The sequence below is a fragment of the Deltaproteobacteria bacterium genome, from assembly GCA_005879795.1.
In the GTDB taxonomy this organism is placed as follows: domain Bacteria; phylum Desulfobacterota; class Binatia; order DP-6; family DP-6; genus DP-6.
The window spans coordinates 1-13,313 of sequence record VBKJ01000144.1; the positions used below are offsets into that span (position 1 = coordinate 1).

The following is a 13,313-nucleotide window of genomic DNA, read 5'->3' on the forward strand; positions in this document are numbered from 1 at the left end:
GTCGTTCTCCCGCGGTCGCATAGCTCAGCTGGTTAGAGCGCCTGCCTCACATGCAGGAGGTCCGTGGTTCGAGTCCACGTGCGACCACTGTCCTTCTCGGAAGTGCGGCGTGACGCACGCGTTTCGGTCGCGGGCCGAGCGGCGTCAGCGGAAGATCGCCCACGTCCGCTCGAGCCACCAGGAGGCGGCGAGGGAGCCCATCGCGTAGACCGGCACGCGCCGCATCCACGCTGGCACGAGATCGAGCGCGCGGCCCGCGGGGCGGCCGAGCGCGAGGACGGTCAGGACGAACGCGAGCTGCCCCAACTCGATGCCGGTGTTGAACGACACGAGCGCGAGCGGGATGTCGCCCGACGGGAGCCCCGCCGCGCGCAGCGCTGCCGCGAAGCCGAGGCCGTGGAGGAGGCCGAAGATGGCGGCCATCGTCCAGGGCCGGCGCCGCATGAGCGTCGGCGCGGTGGGCCGGCGGGCCAGCTCGACGGCCAGCGCGAGGACGCTCGCGGCGATCGCCGCCTCGATCGGCCGCGAGGGCAGGTCGACGACGCCGAGCGCCGCCAGGCTGAGCGTCACACTGTGCCCGGCGGTGAACGCCGTCACCGTCGCGAGCAGGCGGCGGACGGTGCCCGCGAGCAGGAGGAGGCCGAAGACGAACAGCAGGTGATCGGGCCCCGTGAGGATGTGTTCGACGCCGAGGCGCACGTAGTCACGCACGACGTCGAGCACGCGCGGCCGCGGCGGCACGGTGAGGAGCGGACGGCCGAGCGTGACCACGCCGCTCACGACGCGGCCGTCGGCGAGCGTCACGCGGATGAGCGCGCCGATCCCGCTCCCGCCGAAGCCCGTCGCGCCGAGCTGCTCGCCGACGACCCCGCCCGGCCCGCAGTCGACGGTCCAGCGTGTCCACACGCCGCTGTTCTCCTCGGCGACCGTGCGCGCCCGGACGTCGCGGCAGCGCGACGGCAGCACGGGTGCGACCTCCGCCCCGCGCGCACGGAGCAGCGGCGTCTTCCAACCGACGTCGAGCTGGCCGCCGTCGCGCTCGTGGACCTCGAGCAGCGACGGCGCGAGGGGGTGCGCGCGCAGCGTCGCGGGGACGAGCGCGAGCACGACGAGGGCGGACGCGAGGCGGCGGGCCACGGGCGATCCTAGCGCATCGCCCCCGTCGCTCGACAAGGGGGGCGTCGCACGCTAGAGGCCGCGCTCATGCGCTGGACGTCGGTCCTGGTGCTCGTCGCGCTGCTCGGCACGGCGAGGGGCGCCGGGCCGCCCCCGTGGGCGCGCACCGAGACGCGCGCGCCGTGCCGGACCTTCGAGCTCTTCCGCAGCCCGTACTTCGGGGAGCTCCACGTGCACACGCGATTCTCCGCCGACGCGTACATCTTCGGCACGCGGATCACGCCGCCGGACGTCTACGCGTTCGCCCGCGGCGGGACGATTCCGCTCGCCGACGACGACGAGCAGCAGACGCGCAGCGCGACCATCGACCGCCCGCTCGACTTCGCCGCGGTCACCGACCACGCCGAGTTCTTCGGCGAGGTGCGCGTCTGCGACACGCCGAGCTCTCCCGCCTTCGACAGCCATCTCTGCCAGATCCTCAAGCAGGCGGAGCCGCCCAGCCGACAGTTCCCGACGATCGTCAATTGGCTCTTCCCCGCCGGCATCCCCGACCCCCCACACCTCTCGCTCTGCCAGACGCCGGGCGTCGACTGCTCCGCGGCGGCGGTGTCGGCCTGGCAGGACGAGCAGGCGGCGGCGGCGGCGGCCTACGACCGGACCTCCGCCTGCGCGTTCACGACCTTCATCGGCTACGAGTACACCGCGAGCCCCATCGGCCGGCATCTCCACCGCAACATCATCTTCCGCAACGAGCACGTGCCGGCGGCGGCGGCCAGCTACATCGAGACCGCGGGGGGCGGGATCCCGCAGGGCGTGTGGTCGGCGATCGAGACCGAGTGCCTGAACGCGGGCACGGGCTGCGAGGCCGTCATCATCCCCCACAACTCGAACCTGAGCGGCGGCTTGCAGTTCTTCGACCCGGCCGACGCGAACGAGGCGCTCCGCCGGCAGACGCTCGAGCCGCTCGTCGAGGTGCACCAGATCAAGGGCAACTCCGAGTGCCGCTTCGACCGCCTCGCGCGCGCGGGCGCCGGCACGGCCGACGAGCTCTGCACCTTCGAGCAGGACCCGCACCCGGACCAGACCCCGGGCGAAGCCGTGCCGTCCATCGACGCCTACCCGCAGCGCAACATGGTGCGGAACGCGCTCAAGGACGGGCTCGCGTTCGAGCAGAAGCTCGGTGTGAATCCCTTCCGCTTCGGCTTCGTCGGCGGCACCGACAACCACGACGGCGCGGCGGGGAGCGTCGACGAGATCGGCTGGGCGGGCGGGCAGGGCAACAACGACTCGTCGCCCGCACGCCAGATCGGCGACGAGATGCGGACGAACCCGGGCGGACTCACGGTCGCGTGGGCCGAGGAGAACTCGCGCGACGCGATCTTCTCCGCGCTCGCCCGGCGCGAGACGTACGCAACGAGCGGCACCCGCCCCGTCGTCCGCTTCTTCGCGGGCGACCTGGCCGGCGTGCGTTGCGGCTCGCGCACGTTGGTCCGCGACGCGTATGCGAGCGGGACGCCGATGGGCGGCGAGCTGGGTGCCGTGCGCGGCGCGCGGAGCCCGCGCTTCGTGGCGTGGGCGATGAAGGACCCCGGCACGGCGTCGCAGCCCGGCACCGACCTCCAGCGCATCCAGATCGTGAAGGGCTGGACGGACGCGAGGGGCCGGACGCACGAGCGCGTCTACGACGTCGCCGGGAAGGCGAACACGGGGGCGGACGTCGATCCGGCGACCTGCGCGCCGCGCGGGAAGGGCTTCCGGGAGCTGTGCGCCGAGTGGCGCGACCCGCACTTCAAGCGCGGCCAGCGGGCTCTCTACTATGTCCGCGTGCTCGAGAACCCGACCTGCCGCTGGAGCACGCGGGTGTGCAGGGCGGCGGGGGTCGACCCGTTCGCGAACGCCTGCGCCGCGCAGGCGGCGCAGGCGGGCCCGGCCTTCGCCGACTGCTGCCTCGGCCCGGCGAACGACGCCTTCATGGACCCGGTGATCCAGGAGCGCGCGTGGACGTCGCCGGTGTGGTACCGGCCCGAGGCCATCGGCCGGCTGCGCGCCGCCGTGCGCTACGGCGGGCGCCCGTCGACCGACCGCCTCGTCCTGCGTCTCGTCCTGGGCGGCGTCCCCGCCGAGCTCGACCCCACGCGGACGCCGCTCACGCTGCGCGTGACGGACGACGACGAGATCTTCGCCGTGACCATCCCCCCTGGGACGCTCGAGCGCCGCGGGTCGCGCTTCCTCCTCCCGCGGCCGTTCGGCGGCCTCGAGGCGGCGATGCTCGCGCTCCGGGGGACGCGCGAAGCGAGGCTCACCCTCCGCACTGAGCCGCTCGACCTCTCGGGCGCCGACCGGAGCGACCACATGGTGACCGTCGGGCTCGCGAGCGGGACCTTCCGCGCGTCGCACACCCGGCTGTGGGTCGCGCGCGGCGACCGGCTCGTCCCGGGAGCGCACTAGCGTGCACCGCGTCCTGCGCGCGCCGCTCGTCCACTTCCTGCTGCTCGGTGCGGTGATCCTCGTGGTGCGCTCGTGGGGGGGAGGTGGCGACGACGGCGCGCGGCCACGCATTGTCGTCACGGCGGCCGACGTCGAACGGCTGCGCGCAGAGTGGACGGAGGAGCACGGCGAGCCGCCGGGGCCCGCGGCCGAGGCGTCACTCGTGCGGGACGCGATCGACGAGGAGGTGCTCTACAGCGAGGCCTTCGCCGCCCGCATTGGCGAGCGCGATCCGGTCACGCGCGAGCGCCTCGTCCGCCTTGGCGACTTCCTCGGCGAGGACGGCGCGCGCGGCCGCGAGGCGCTCGAGCGCGAGGCGCGCGGCCTCGGCCTCGAGCGGAGCGACGTCGTCATCCGCCGCCATCTCGTGGAGATGATGCGGCTCGCCGCGGCGAAGCCGGCGCCGGCCGACGTCCCGAGCGAGGCCGAGCTCCAGGCGTGGCTCGACGCGCACGCCTCGGAGTTCACGCAGCCGCCGACGCTCCGCCTGACGCACGTGTACCTGAGCGCGGAGACGCGCGGTGCGACGGCGGCAGCGGATGCGCAGCGCCTCCTCGATGAGCTCCGCCGCACGGGCGCGGGCCCCGACGCGGCCGCGGCGCGCACCGATCCCTTCATCCGCGGGACGCACGTCGGCCCGACGACCGCCGGCGGCCTCGATCGCATCTTCGGCGACGGCTTTTCACGCGCCCTGGCGGACCTGCCGGCCGGGGCGTGGGTCGGCCCGGTCGGCTCGAGCTACGGTCTCCACCTCGTGTGGATCGACGAGCGCGTGCCGGCACGCCTGCCGTCGCTCGCGGAGGTTCACCGCCAGGTGCTCCTTCGCGTGCTGCGCGAGCGCGGCGCGGAGCGCGCCGAGGAGCGCATGCGGCTCCTCCGCGCGCGCTACGACGTCGAGGTGGAGCGGCGGTAGGAGCGATGATCTCCGTCCGCGACCTCCACAAGGTGTTCCGCCAGGGCGAGACCGAGGTGCGCGCGCTGGCCGGTGTGTCGCTCGACATCGCGGCGGGCGAGTTCGTGTCGATCATGGGGCCGAGCGGCTCGGGGAAGAGCACCCTCCTCCACCTGATGGGCGGCCTCGACGTGCCGACGGCGGGCGAGATCGTCATCGAGGGGACGCCCATCTCGCGCATGAGCGACGACGAGATCACCATCTTCCGGCGGCGGAAGATCGGCTTCGTGTTCCAGTTCTTCAACCTCCTGCCGACCTATTCCGCCGAGGAGAACGTGGCGCTCCCGCTGCTCCTCGACCGCCGCCGCCCGCGCGACGTGCGCGACCGCGTCCAGGCGGCGCTCGACCTGGTCGGGCTCGGGCACCGCCGCCGGCATCGGCCCGACGAGCTCTCGGGCGGCGAGATGCAACGGGTGGCGATCGCGCGCGCGCTGGTGATCGATCCCGCGCTCATCCTCGCCGACGAGCCGACCGGCAACCTCGACACACGCACCGGCGAGCATATCCTGGCCCTCATCGGCGACGCGAACCGCGCCCGTGGCTGCACCGTGGTGCTGGTGACGCACGACACGCGCGCCGCGGGCTTCGCCGCACGGACGATCACGCTCGAGGACGGGAGGGTGGTCGACGGGGCGTCGGCCTGACCGCTACCAGCCCGCGAGGTCCGCGGCGCGCAGGCGGTGGTAGCTCGCCTCGCCCAGGAAGGCGCGATCGAAGACGGCGCGGCGGAACCACAGGTGGAGGTCGTACTCCCAGGTGAAGCCGATGCCGCCGTGCAGCTCGATCGCGACGCGCGTCGCGCGGTCGTAGAGGTCGGTCAGGTGGGCTTTGGCGAGCGCGGCGTGTCGCGCGGCGCGCTCCGGGATGTGGTCGTAGGCGTGCGCGGCGTGCCACCACAGCGAGAGCGCCGGCTCCAGGTCGGCCGCGAGGTCGGCGAGCTGGTGCTTGACGGCCTGGAAGGCGCCGATCGGCTGGCCGAACTGCTCGCGCGTCAAGGCGTACTTGACCGTCATGTCGAGGCAGCGGCGCGCGCCGCCCCAGGCGTCGGCGGCGAGGAGCACGAGGCCCGCGTCGCGCGCGCGATCGATCGCCGCGCGCCCCGCGGCGATCCTGGTCGCCGGCACCGCCTCGAGCTCGACGGCCGCCACGCGCCGGGTCATGTCGGTGCCGCTGAGCGGCGTCACGCCGAGCCCGCGCGCGCCGCGCTCCACGAGCCAGAGGCCCGGGCCGTCGGCGTCCTCGGCGGCGACCAGGATCGCGTCGGCGAGCGCGGCGTAGGGGACGAGGGGCTTGCGGCCGCTGAGCGTCCCGCCTTGCGCCCGCGTCGTGAGCCGCGCGCCATCCCACTCGTCGCCCTCCTCGCCGAGCGCGAGGGTGACGAGCGCGCGGCCGCGCGCGATGGCCGGGAGCCAGCGCCCGGCGGCCTCCGCGTCGCCGCTCGCCAGGAGCGCGGCAGTCGCGAGCGCGCATGCGAGGAAGGGGCCCGGCGTGCAGCACCAGCCCAGCTCCTCGGCGGCGAGCGCCAGGTCGAGGAGCTCGAGTCCCGACCCCCCGTGCGCGGCCGGCACCTGGAGCCCGGGCACGCCGAGCTCGGCGAGCCCCTCCCACAGGCGCGGGTCGTGCCCGCTCTCGCTCTCCATGATGGCGCGCACGCGCGCGGTCGGGCACTCCGTCTCGAGCCAGCGGCGGATCGTCTGCTTGAGCAGGACCTGGTCCGGGGAGAGGCCGAAGTCCATCTCAGGCTCCGTGCGCCGCCGTCACTTGCGCGTGTCGCGCGGCAGCCCGAGGCCGCGCTCGGCGATGATGTTGCGCTGGATGTTGGCCGTGCCGCCCGCGATCAGCACCCCGAGCGACCACATGTAGGCGGTGCCGAACATGCCCATCGCCGGCGCGTTCGGCTCGCCCGGGGCGAGCAGCGCGCGGTCGCCGATCACGTCCATGGCGAGCTTCGCGATGTCGTGGCCCAGGGTCGTCGAGGCGAGCTTCATCACCAGGCCCGCGAGCCCGGGCTCCTCGCCGCGCGCGCTCAGGGTGAGAAGCCGATAGCCCTGGTACTCGTTCGCGAGCAGGCGCGCCTCGAGCTCCGCGAGCCGGCTCCGCACCACCGGGTCCTGGATGGCGGGCCGGCCGTGGACCACGAGCGCCCTGGCCAGCATGACGAGGCCGTCGAACGTCCGCCGCGTGAGCTGCGAGCCGCCGATCAGCGCGCGCTCGTGCTTGAGGGTCGAGCGGCTCACCAGCCAGCCCTGGCCCCGCTGCCCGACCAGGTTCTCCGCCGGCACGCGCACGTTGTCGAAGAACACCTCGTTGAAGTCGGCATCGCCGGTCATCTGGCGGAGCGGCCGCACCTCGATGCCGGACGTCTTCATGTCGATCAGGAGGTAGCTGACGCCGTCGTGCTTCGGCTTGTCCGGCTCGCTGCGGACCAGGGCGAACATCCAGTCGGACTCGCGCGCGCTCGAGGTCCAGATCTTCTGGCCGTTCACGACCCACGAGTCGCCCTCGAGCACGGCGCGGGTGCGGAGCGCGGCCAGGTCGCTCCCCGCCCCCGGCTCGCTGTAGCCCTGGCACCAGCGGATCTTCCCGAGCAGGGTGCCCGGGATGAAGCGCTGCTTCTGCGCCTCGGTCCCGTGCTCGAGGAGGGTCGGCACGAGCATGCTCGGCCCCTGGCCGACCATCTCGTGGGGAGCGCGGGCGCGGCGGAACTCCTCGGCGATGATGGTCGCCTTGAGGGGGTCGGGCGGTTGCTCGCCGCCGCCGTAGCGCCGGGGGACGTGGCGGTAGAGGTAGCCGCGCTCGATCGCCTTCAGGCGGAACGCGGTCGCTCGCTCGTCCAGGGGGACCGCCCCCGCGAAGGCGGCCATGCCGTCCGGGTCGGGCTGGCGGGCGGCGTCCTCGCGGCTCCAGTGCTCGGCGAGAAAGTGGCGCACCTGGGCGCGGAAGTCCTTGTACTCGGCGCTGTACTCGAGGTTCACGGGCGCGTCCTCCCGGATGCGGTCGGCCGACTGCTTACAGCTTCCGGGGCGCTCAGTCGAGCAGCGCGCTCGCCACGAAGCGGACAGTCGCCATCGAGGCGTTCAGGAGATCGCCCAGCACGTCGACCAGGATGCGCCGCACGGCGACGTCGCGGCCGAGGCGCTCGAGCAGGTCGGCGCTGTCGTGCAACCCCTGGATCATCGCGTCGAACTGATCCTGGCGCGGGGCCACGTCCATCTGCTCGGCTCATAGCCCCGGGCGGCGCGGCTTGACAAGGGGCAGGTGAAAAAATCTTCCGCTGCCTGTAGGAGAGACGCGTGGTGCGGCTGCGGCGCTTTCTCCTCGTCGGCTGCTTGGTCCTCGGCCTCGGCGCGGCGCTCGTCGTCATGCGGCTCGACGCGCGCGTGCGCACCTACCTGGCCGGGCCGCCGCTCGGCGGCACGCGCATGTACGCCGCGCCCACACGGCTCGCGTTGGGCGAGGCGGTGCCCGGCGGCTCGCTCACCCGCAAGCTCGAGCGGCTCGGCTACCGGCCGGTCGCGGACCCGACGCGGGCGCTCGCGCCGGGCGAGTACCGCGCCGCGGGTGCGACGATGGAGCTCGCCGAGCGGCCCTCGCCCGTGCCCTGGGCGGAGCCGGCGCGGCACGTACGCCTGGGGCTCGACGCCGAGCGGGTCACCGCGATCGAGGACCTGGCCGCCGGCGCGCTCGACCGCCTCGAGCTCGAGCCCGAGGTGCTCGCCGTGATCGGCGGCGCGGGCCCGACGCTCGGCACGAGCCCCGAGGAGCCGCCGCCCGCCTGCCGCTCGGCGGTGCTCGCCGCCGAGGATCGGAACTTCTACCTCCATCCGGGCGTGGACCCGATCGCCATCGCGCGCGCGCTGGCCGCCGATCTGCGCGCCCACGCGGCGGCGCAGGGCGCCAGCACGCTGACGCAGCAGCTCGCGAAGAACGCCTTCCTCTCGCCGCGGCGCACGCTCTCCCGCAAGCTCCGGGAGGCGGTGCTCGCCCTGCTCCTCGAGGCGCACGCGAGCAAGGAGGAGATCCTCGCCCGCTACGTCGCCTCGGTCTACCTGGGGGTCGACGGCGGCCTCCCCGTCCACGGCTTCAGCCAGGCGGCCCAGGTCTACTTCGGGAAGCCGCTCGGCGACCTCGACCCGGCCGAGTGCGCGCTCCTGGCCGGCATCATCCGCTCGCCGAACGGCCTCTCGCCGCGCCGCCACCCGCGCGCCGCGCTCGCGCGCCGCAACCGCGTGCTCGAGCTCATGGTGCGGGGCGCGCTGCTCGAGCGGTCGGCCGGCGCCGAGGCGATGGCCGAGCCGGTCAAGCTCGCCCCGCCGCTGGCGCGGCCGGTGGCCGCGCTCTACGTGGCGGCGGAGGTCGCGCGCGAGCTGCCGCGGCTCCTGCCGCGCGATGTCGCCGAGGCGCCCGGCCTCGACGTCTTCACCTCGATCGACGCGGACGCGCAGCGCGAGGCGGAGCGCGCGACGCGGCACGGGCTCGCCGCGCTCGAGCGCGGGCGGCGCCGGCGCGCGCCGCTCGAGGCGGCGCTGGTGGCGCTCGACCCGCCCACCGGCCGCGTGCGCGCGCTGGTGGGCGGCCGCGACTACGGCTCGAGCCCGCTCGATCGGGCGGTGCGCTCCCACCGCCAGCCGGGCTCGGCCTTCAAGCCGTTCGTGTACGTGGCCGCGCTCGACCCCGCACGCCGGGGTGCGGCCGAGCCGCGCACCGTCGTGTCGCCGGTCGAGGACACGCCGCTCTCCGTGCGCGTCGGCGCGAGGGAGTGGCAGCCCGCCAACTACGACGGCACCTTCGCGGGCACGCTCCCGCTCGAGGACGCGCTCGCCGAGTCGCGCAACGCGGCCACGGTGCGCGTGGCGCTCGACGTCGGCGTCGACGCGGTGGCGCGCGCGGCCGCGGACCTCGGCATCGCCGAGCCGCTGCCGCGCGTGCCGGCCCTCGCGCTCGGCGTGGCGGAGACCTCGCTCCTCGAGCTGACCGCGGCCTACGGCGTGTTCGCGAGCGGCGGCGTGCGCCGGCCCCCGAGGCTCGTCGTGGCCGTCACCTCCGCCGACGGCGAGACCCTCTACGCCGCCCCGCCCGAGGAGGAGCGCGTCCTCGACCCGGGCGTCGCCTATCTCGTCACCCATCTCCTCGAAGGCGTGATCGACCGCGGCACCGGTCGTTCCGCGCGCGCGGCGGGTCTCAGCGGCGCGGCCGCGGGCAAGACCGGCACGACGGACGACACCCGCGACGCGTGGTTCATCGGTTTCACGCCCGAGGTGGTGGCCGGCGTCTGGGTGGGGCTCGACCGGGGCGGGCCGACCGGCCTCACGGGGGCGCAGGGGGCGCTGCCCATCTGGACCGACTTCGTGCGCGCGATCGGCGGCGACGCGAGCGAGCGCGACTTCCCGGTGCCCGACGACATCGTCTGGCTCGACGTCGATCCCGACTCCGGCGGGCTCGCCACCGCCGACTGCCCGACGACCCGCCGCGAGCCGTTCCTCGTCGGGACGGAGCCGCGCGAGGCGTGCCCGCTCCACCGGGCGGTGTGGACGGCCTTCGGCAAGGAGGTCGGCGGCGCCATGCGCGGCGGCGGCCGCGCCGTCGGGTCGACGGGCCGGCGCCTGGGTGAATGGTTCCGCCGCCTCTTTCGTTGAGGGCGACGAGCAGGGTAGGCTCCGCGGCCCCATGCCCCGCGCGCTCGCACGGCTCGCCACCCTGGTACTCGCGACCGCGCTGATCGCCCCGGCGTGCAGTCTGCTCCACCGGAGCCACGCGCCCGACACCGACAAGCCCGCGCCGATCGACCTGAACCGCGCTCCGCTGCGCAAGCTCGAGAAGCTGCCCGGGATCACGCCCAGCATGGCGAGGCGGATCGTCGAGGGGCGGCCCTACGCGGAGCCCCACGATCTCGTCGCGCGCGGCATCCTGACCGAGCGCGAGCTCGACCGCATCCTCGACCGGGTGGTCGTGCAGGGCCGTGCACGCTGAGGATCTCGGCACGCTCCTGCCCTCCTGGAGCGCCATCCCGTTCGCGGGCATGCTGCTCTCGATCGCGCTCTTCCCACTCCTCGCCCCGGCGTTCTGGCACCACCACTATCCGAAGGTGTCCGCCGCGTGGTCGGCGGTGGTGATCGTGCCCTTCGTTCTCGCCTACGGCGCGCCCGCGCGCCACGAGCTGGCGCACGTGACGGTGGTCGACTACGTGCCCTTCATCATCCTGCTCGGCGCGCTCTTCACGATCGGCGGCGGCATCTACGTGCGCGGCGGGCTGCGCGGGACACCCTGGGTGAACGGGACGCTCATGCTGAGCGGGACGCTGCTCGCCTCGTGGGTGGGAACGACCGGCGCCGCCATGCTCCTCGTCCGCCCGCTCCTGCGCGCCAACCGCGCGCGCCGGCACCGGGCTCACACGCTGGTGTTCTTCATCTTTCTCGTCGCCAACATCGGCGGCGCGCTCACCCCCCTCGGCGATCCGCCGCTCTTCCTGGGCTTCCTCCACGGCGTGCCGTTCTTCTGGACCTTCGCGCTCTGGAAGGAGATTCTGTTCACCGCGGGCGCGGTCCTCGGCGCCTACCTGTGCTTCGATCTCTACTGGTGGCGGCGCGAGGACGCGCTCGTGCGCGCGCGGCCGGCCGGGCCCGGCGAGCCGATCCGGGTGGAGGGCTGGCACAACGTCTTCTTCCTGGGCGGCGTGCTGGCCGCCGTCATCCTCTCCGGGACCGTGCAGCTCGGCGAGGTGACGATCCTCGGCGTCGCCCAGCGGGGGCAGAACCTCGTGCGCGACGCGATCCTCCTCCTCATGCTGGCGGCGTCCTGGCGGACGACGCCGCAGCGCATTCGCGACGACAACGAGTTCACCTGGGAGCCGATCAAGGAGGTGGCGATCCTGTTCGCGGGCATCTTCGCGACCATCATTCCCGCGCTCGCCATGCTGCGCGTGGGCGAGCAGGGCGCGCTCGCATTCGTCATCCGCGCCGTGCGCGAGCCGGCGCATTTCTTCTGGGCGAGCGGAATCCTGTCGTCATTTCTCGACAACGCGCCCACCTACCTGACCTTCCTGTCGACGGCGCTCGGCCGACTGTATCCGGGCGTGGCGGAGCGCGAGGCGATCCATCGTCTCATCGCCGAGAATCACGCCTTCCTGCAGGCCATCGCGACCGGTTCGGTGTTCATGGGGGCGAACACGTACATCGGAAACGCGCCCAACTTCATGGTCAAGTCGATCGCCGAGGAGGCGGGAGTGCCGATGCCGTCGTTCTTCGGGTACATTCTGCGCTACTCGTTGCCCGTCTTGATTCCCGTGTTTGCGCTGGCGACTCTGGTATTCTTCGAGTGAGAGGTCGATCATGACCGACTGGCACGAGCTCGTGGTCGAGGGTGCGGAGCGGACACTGCGCGCCTTCGTAGCCGGCTTCCTGGCCGGCAGCGGTGAGCGCGCGGGGGGCGTCTTCGGCAGCGACGTCGCGCTGGAGCTGGGATCGCCCGGCGAGCGCCTGCGGGCGCTCTTCGCGGCCGGCTCCCACCAGATTTTCCTGGCGCCGGAGCCGCTCGCCGTGCCGCTGGCGCAGGCGCTCGGCGAGCGCGGCAGGGAGGTGGGGCTCGCGTTGGAACGCCGCCGGCTGCTCGAATCGGCGAAATTCTCGTTCCGAGCCGAGGCATTTTCGCGTGACGTGGCGGCGCAGATTCGCGGCGCGTTGCTCACCGCGTTACCCGTCGGTGTACGGGTGGAACGGCGCTCGGAAGAGGAAGAAAAGCATCCCGAGGCGCACGGTCCCGAGCCATTCGCGCCGCTCCACGAGTACGTTTACCGCGTATCCGGCGACATCGTCGGTTCGTTCGAAGGAGTTCTGGAGGTCTGGCAGCGCGCGCGGACGCTGGATTTCGTGGAAACCGGTCCACTCCATCTCGAAGGGAAATTCCTGGTCACGTAGCGTGCCTGCGCATCTTGCCCTGCTCGAACCATTGGAGTAGGAGCAACCATCCGTAAGCGGGAGGACAGCGCATGCCACGACAGAAGAGCCTCGTCACCGCGATCCGGGAACTCGTGCGCAAGGAACTCGGTCAGCAGATTTCGAATCTCCTGGGCACCATCGGCGGGGCCGGGACGACGCGCCGCCGCCGGCGGCGTGGGCGCCGCGGTCCCGGGCGGCCGCCAGGCTCCAAGACCAGGCGCCGCCGGGGCCGCCCGCCCGTGACGGCCTAGCTAGGAGCCTGTCCGAGTAAGGCTCCTGGGCTACGCGGGCTGGTCGAGGAGGGCGCGCCGCACGCGCAGGCGCCAGCGGCCGTTCACCTTGACGAACTCGTCCTCGTAGCGCCCCGTGGTCTGCATGCTCGCGCCGGGCGGCCCGGTGACGGCGAGCACGTAGCACTCGGCGCGGGCGCGCTCGCCGTCGCCGCGGACGACGACGTTGGTCGTGTAGTGGCGCATGAAGAGGCCGAGGCCCTGGATGCGCTCGCCGAAGCGGCGCACGCCTTCCCGGCCCTCGTAGACGCCCATCAGGCTCCCGAAGTCGAGGCGGCAGTCGTCGGAGAAGAGGTCCACGAACTCCTCCCAACGGCCGAGGTCGAGCGCGTGGCAGTAGGTGGCGATGATCTCGCGGATGGCGAGGCGGTCGTCGGCCGAGAGCTGGCTCACGGTATCCCTCCTGACCTGGGACGCTGGTTCGGCTGCCCGTTCATCGCCCGGTCGTAGGTGAGATACTCCAGAGTCGGGTGCCGCTCCAAGAGGTAGCGGCGCGAGCAGCTTGAAAAGGTTCAGGCCGCCCGCCTACTGTGG

The 13,313-nt window shown here is 73.5% G+C and carries 12 protein-coding genes and 1 tRNA gene; 8 read left to right on the top strand and 5 right to left on the bottom strand.

Annotation, left to right across the window (positions count from 1 at the left end):
* Window positions 1-13: 13 nt before the first annotated feature.
* Window positions 14-87 (top strand) — tRNA-Val (locus E6J59_11255).
* Between the two features lie 57 nt (window positions 88-144).
* On the opposite strand, the gene E6J59_11260 is transcribed toward E6J59_11255, so the two are convergent.
* On the bottom strand, window positions 145-1,173 hold the full coding sequence (locus tag E6J59_11260) for a HupE/UreJ family protein (protein ID TMB19587.1): 1,029 nt from the start codon (window positions 1,171-1,173) through the stop codon (window positions 145-147).
* A 30-nt stretch (window positions 1,174-1,203) separates the two neighbouring features.
* Here E6J59_11260 and E6J59_11265 point away from each other — a divergent pair, with 30 nt between their 5' ends.
* Genes E6J59_11265 through E6J59_11275 form a run of 3 tightly spaced genes read left to right on the top strand, consistent with a single transcriptional unit; the run spans window position 1,204 to window position 5,199 of the window.
* On the top strand, window positions 1,204-3,564 hold the full coding sequence (locus E6J59_11265; GenBank protein ID TMB19588.1) for a DUF3604 domain-containing protein: 2,361 nt from the start codon (window positions 1,204-1,206) through the stop codon (window positions 3,562-3,564).
* Between the two features lies 1 nt (window position 3,565).
* A complete protein-coding gene (locus E6J59_11270) occupies window positions 3,566-4,516 on the top strand; it encodes a hypothetical protein (protein ID TMB19589.1) in 951 nt (316 codons plus the stop codon).
* A 5-nt stretch (window positions 4,517-4,521) separates the two neighbouring features.
* Complete coding sequence (locus E6J59_11275; protein TMB19590.1) at window positions 4,522-5,199, top strand: ABC transporter ATP-binding protein; 678 nt, start codon at window positions 4,522-4,524, stop codon at window positions 5,197-5,199.
* Between the two features lie 3 nt (window positions 5,200-5,202).
* Here the strand turns inward: E6J59_11275 and E6J59_11280 are convergent, their stop codons facing one another.
* Genes E6J59_11280 through E6J59_11290 form a run of 3 tightly spaced genes read right to left on the bottom strand, consistent with a single transcriptional unit; the run spans window position 5,203 to window position 7,768 of the window.
* On the bottom strand, window positions 5,203-6,291 hold the full coding sequence (locus E6J59_11280) for an acyl-CoA dehydrogenase family protein (protein ID TMB19591.1): 1,089 nt from the start codon (window positions 6,289-6,291) through the stop codon (window positions 5,203-5,205).
* 21 nt (window positions 6,292-6,312) lie between these two features.
* Entirely contained in the window at window positions 6,313-7,530 is a 1,218-nt protein-coding gene (locus tag E6J59_11285; GenBank protein ID TMB19592.1) for an acyl-CoA dehydrogenase, read from the bottom strand.
* Between the two features lie 52 nt (window positions 7,531-7,582).
* Complete coding sequence (locus E6J59_11290; protein TMB19593.1) at window positions 7,583-7,768, bottom strand: hypothetical protein; 186 nt, start codon at window positions 7,766-7,768, stop codon at window positions 7,583-7,585.
* 80 nt (window positions 7,769-7,848) lie between these two features.
* On the opposite strand from E6J59_11290, the gene E6J59_11295 reads away from it, so the two are divergent.
* From E6J59_11295 to E6J59_11310, 4 genes are read left to right on the top strand one after another with little or no spacing between them, the layout of a single operon-like run.
* Window positions 7,849-10,191: a transpeptidase-transglycosylase gene (locus tag E6J59_11295; protein TMB19594.1), complete on the top strand. Its 2,343-nt coding sequence runs from the start codon at window positions 7,849-7,851 to the stop codon at window positions 10,189-10,191.
* 31 nt (window positions 10,192-10,222) lie between these two features.
* Entirely contained in the window at window positions 10,223-10,525 is a 303-nt protein-coding gene (locus E6J59_11300; GenBank protein ID TMB19595.1) for a DNA-binding protein, read from the top strand.
* 49 nt (window positions 10,526-10,574) lie between these two features.
* A complete protein-coding gene (locus tag E6J59_11305; GenBank protein TMB19612.1) occupies window positions 10,575-11,873 on the top strand; it encodes a sodium:proton antiporter in 1,299 nt (432 codons plus the stop codon).
* Window positions 11,874-11,883: 10 nt separating this feature from the next.
* Window positions 11,884-12,468 carry a hypothetical protein gene (locus tag E6J59_11310; GenBank protein TMB19596.1) on the top strand — a complete coding sequence of 195 codons (585 nt, stop codon included), beginning with the start codon at window positions 11,884-11,886 and terminating at the stop codon, window positions 12,466-12,468.
* Window positions 12,469-12,770: 302 nt separating this feature from the next.
* On the opposite strand, the gene E6J59_11315 is transcribed toward E6J59_11310, so the two are convergent.
* On the bottom strand, window positions 12,771-13,295 hold the full coding sequence (locus E6J59_11315) for a nuclear transport factor 2 family protein (protein TMB19597.1): 525 nt from the start codon (window positions 13,293-13,295) through the stop codon (window positions 12,771-12,773).
* Window positions 13,296-13,313 lie beyond the last annotated feature (18 nt).

Coding starts and splice junctions, on each gene's coding strand:
- E6J59_11310 (TMB19596.1), top strand. CDS start 11,884: ATGACCGACTGGCACGAGCTCGTGGTCGAGGGTGCGGAGCGGACACTG.
- E6J59_11275 (TMB19590.1), top strand. CDS start 4,522: ATGATCTCCGTCCGCGACCTCCACAAGGTGTTCCGCCAGGGCGAGACC.
- E6J59_11280 (TMB19591.1), bottom strand. CDS start 6,291: ATGGACTTCGGCCTCTCCCCGGACCAGGTCCTGCTCAAGCAGACGATC.
- E6J59_11290 (TMB19593.1), bottom strand. CDS start 7,768: ATGGACGTGGCCCCGCGCCAGGATCAGTTCGACGCGATGATCCAGGGG.
- E6J59_11305 (TMB19612.1), top strand. CDS start 10,575: ATGCTGCTCTCGATCGCGCTCTTCCCACTCCTCGCCCCGGCGTTCTGG.
- E6J59_11265 (TMB19588.1), top strand. CDS start 1,204: ATGCGCTGGACGTCGGTCCTGGTGCTCGTCGCGCTGCTCGGCACGGCG.
- E6J59_11300 (TMB19595.1), top strand. CDS start 10,223: ATGCCCCGCGCGCTCGCACGGCTCGCCACCCTGGTACTCGCGACCGCG.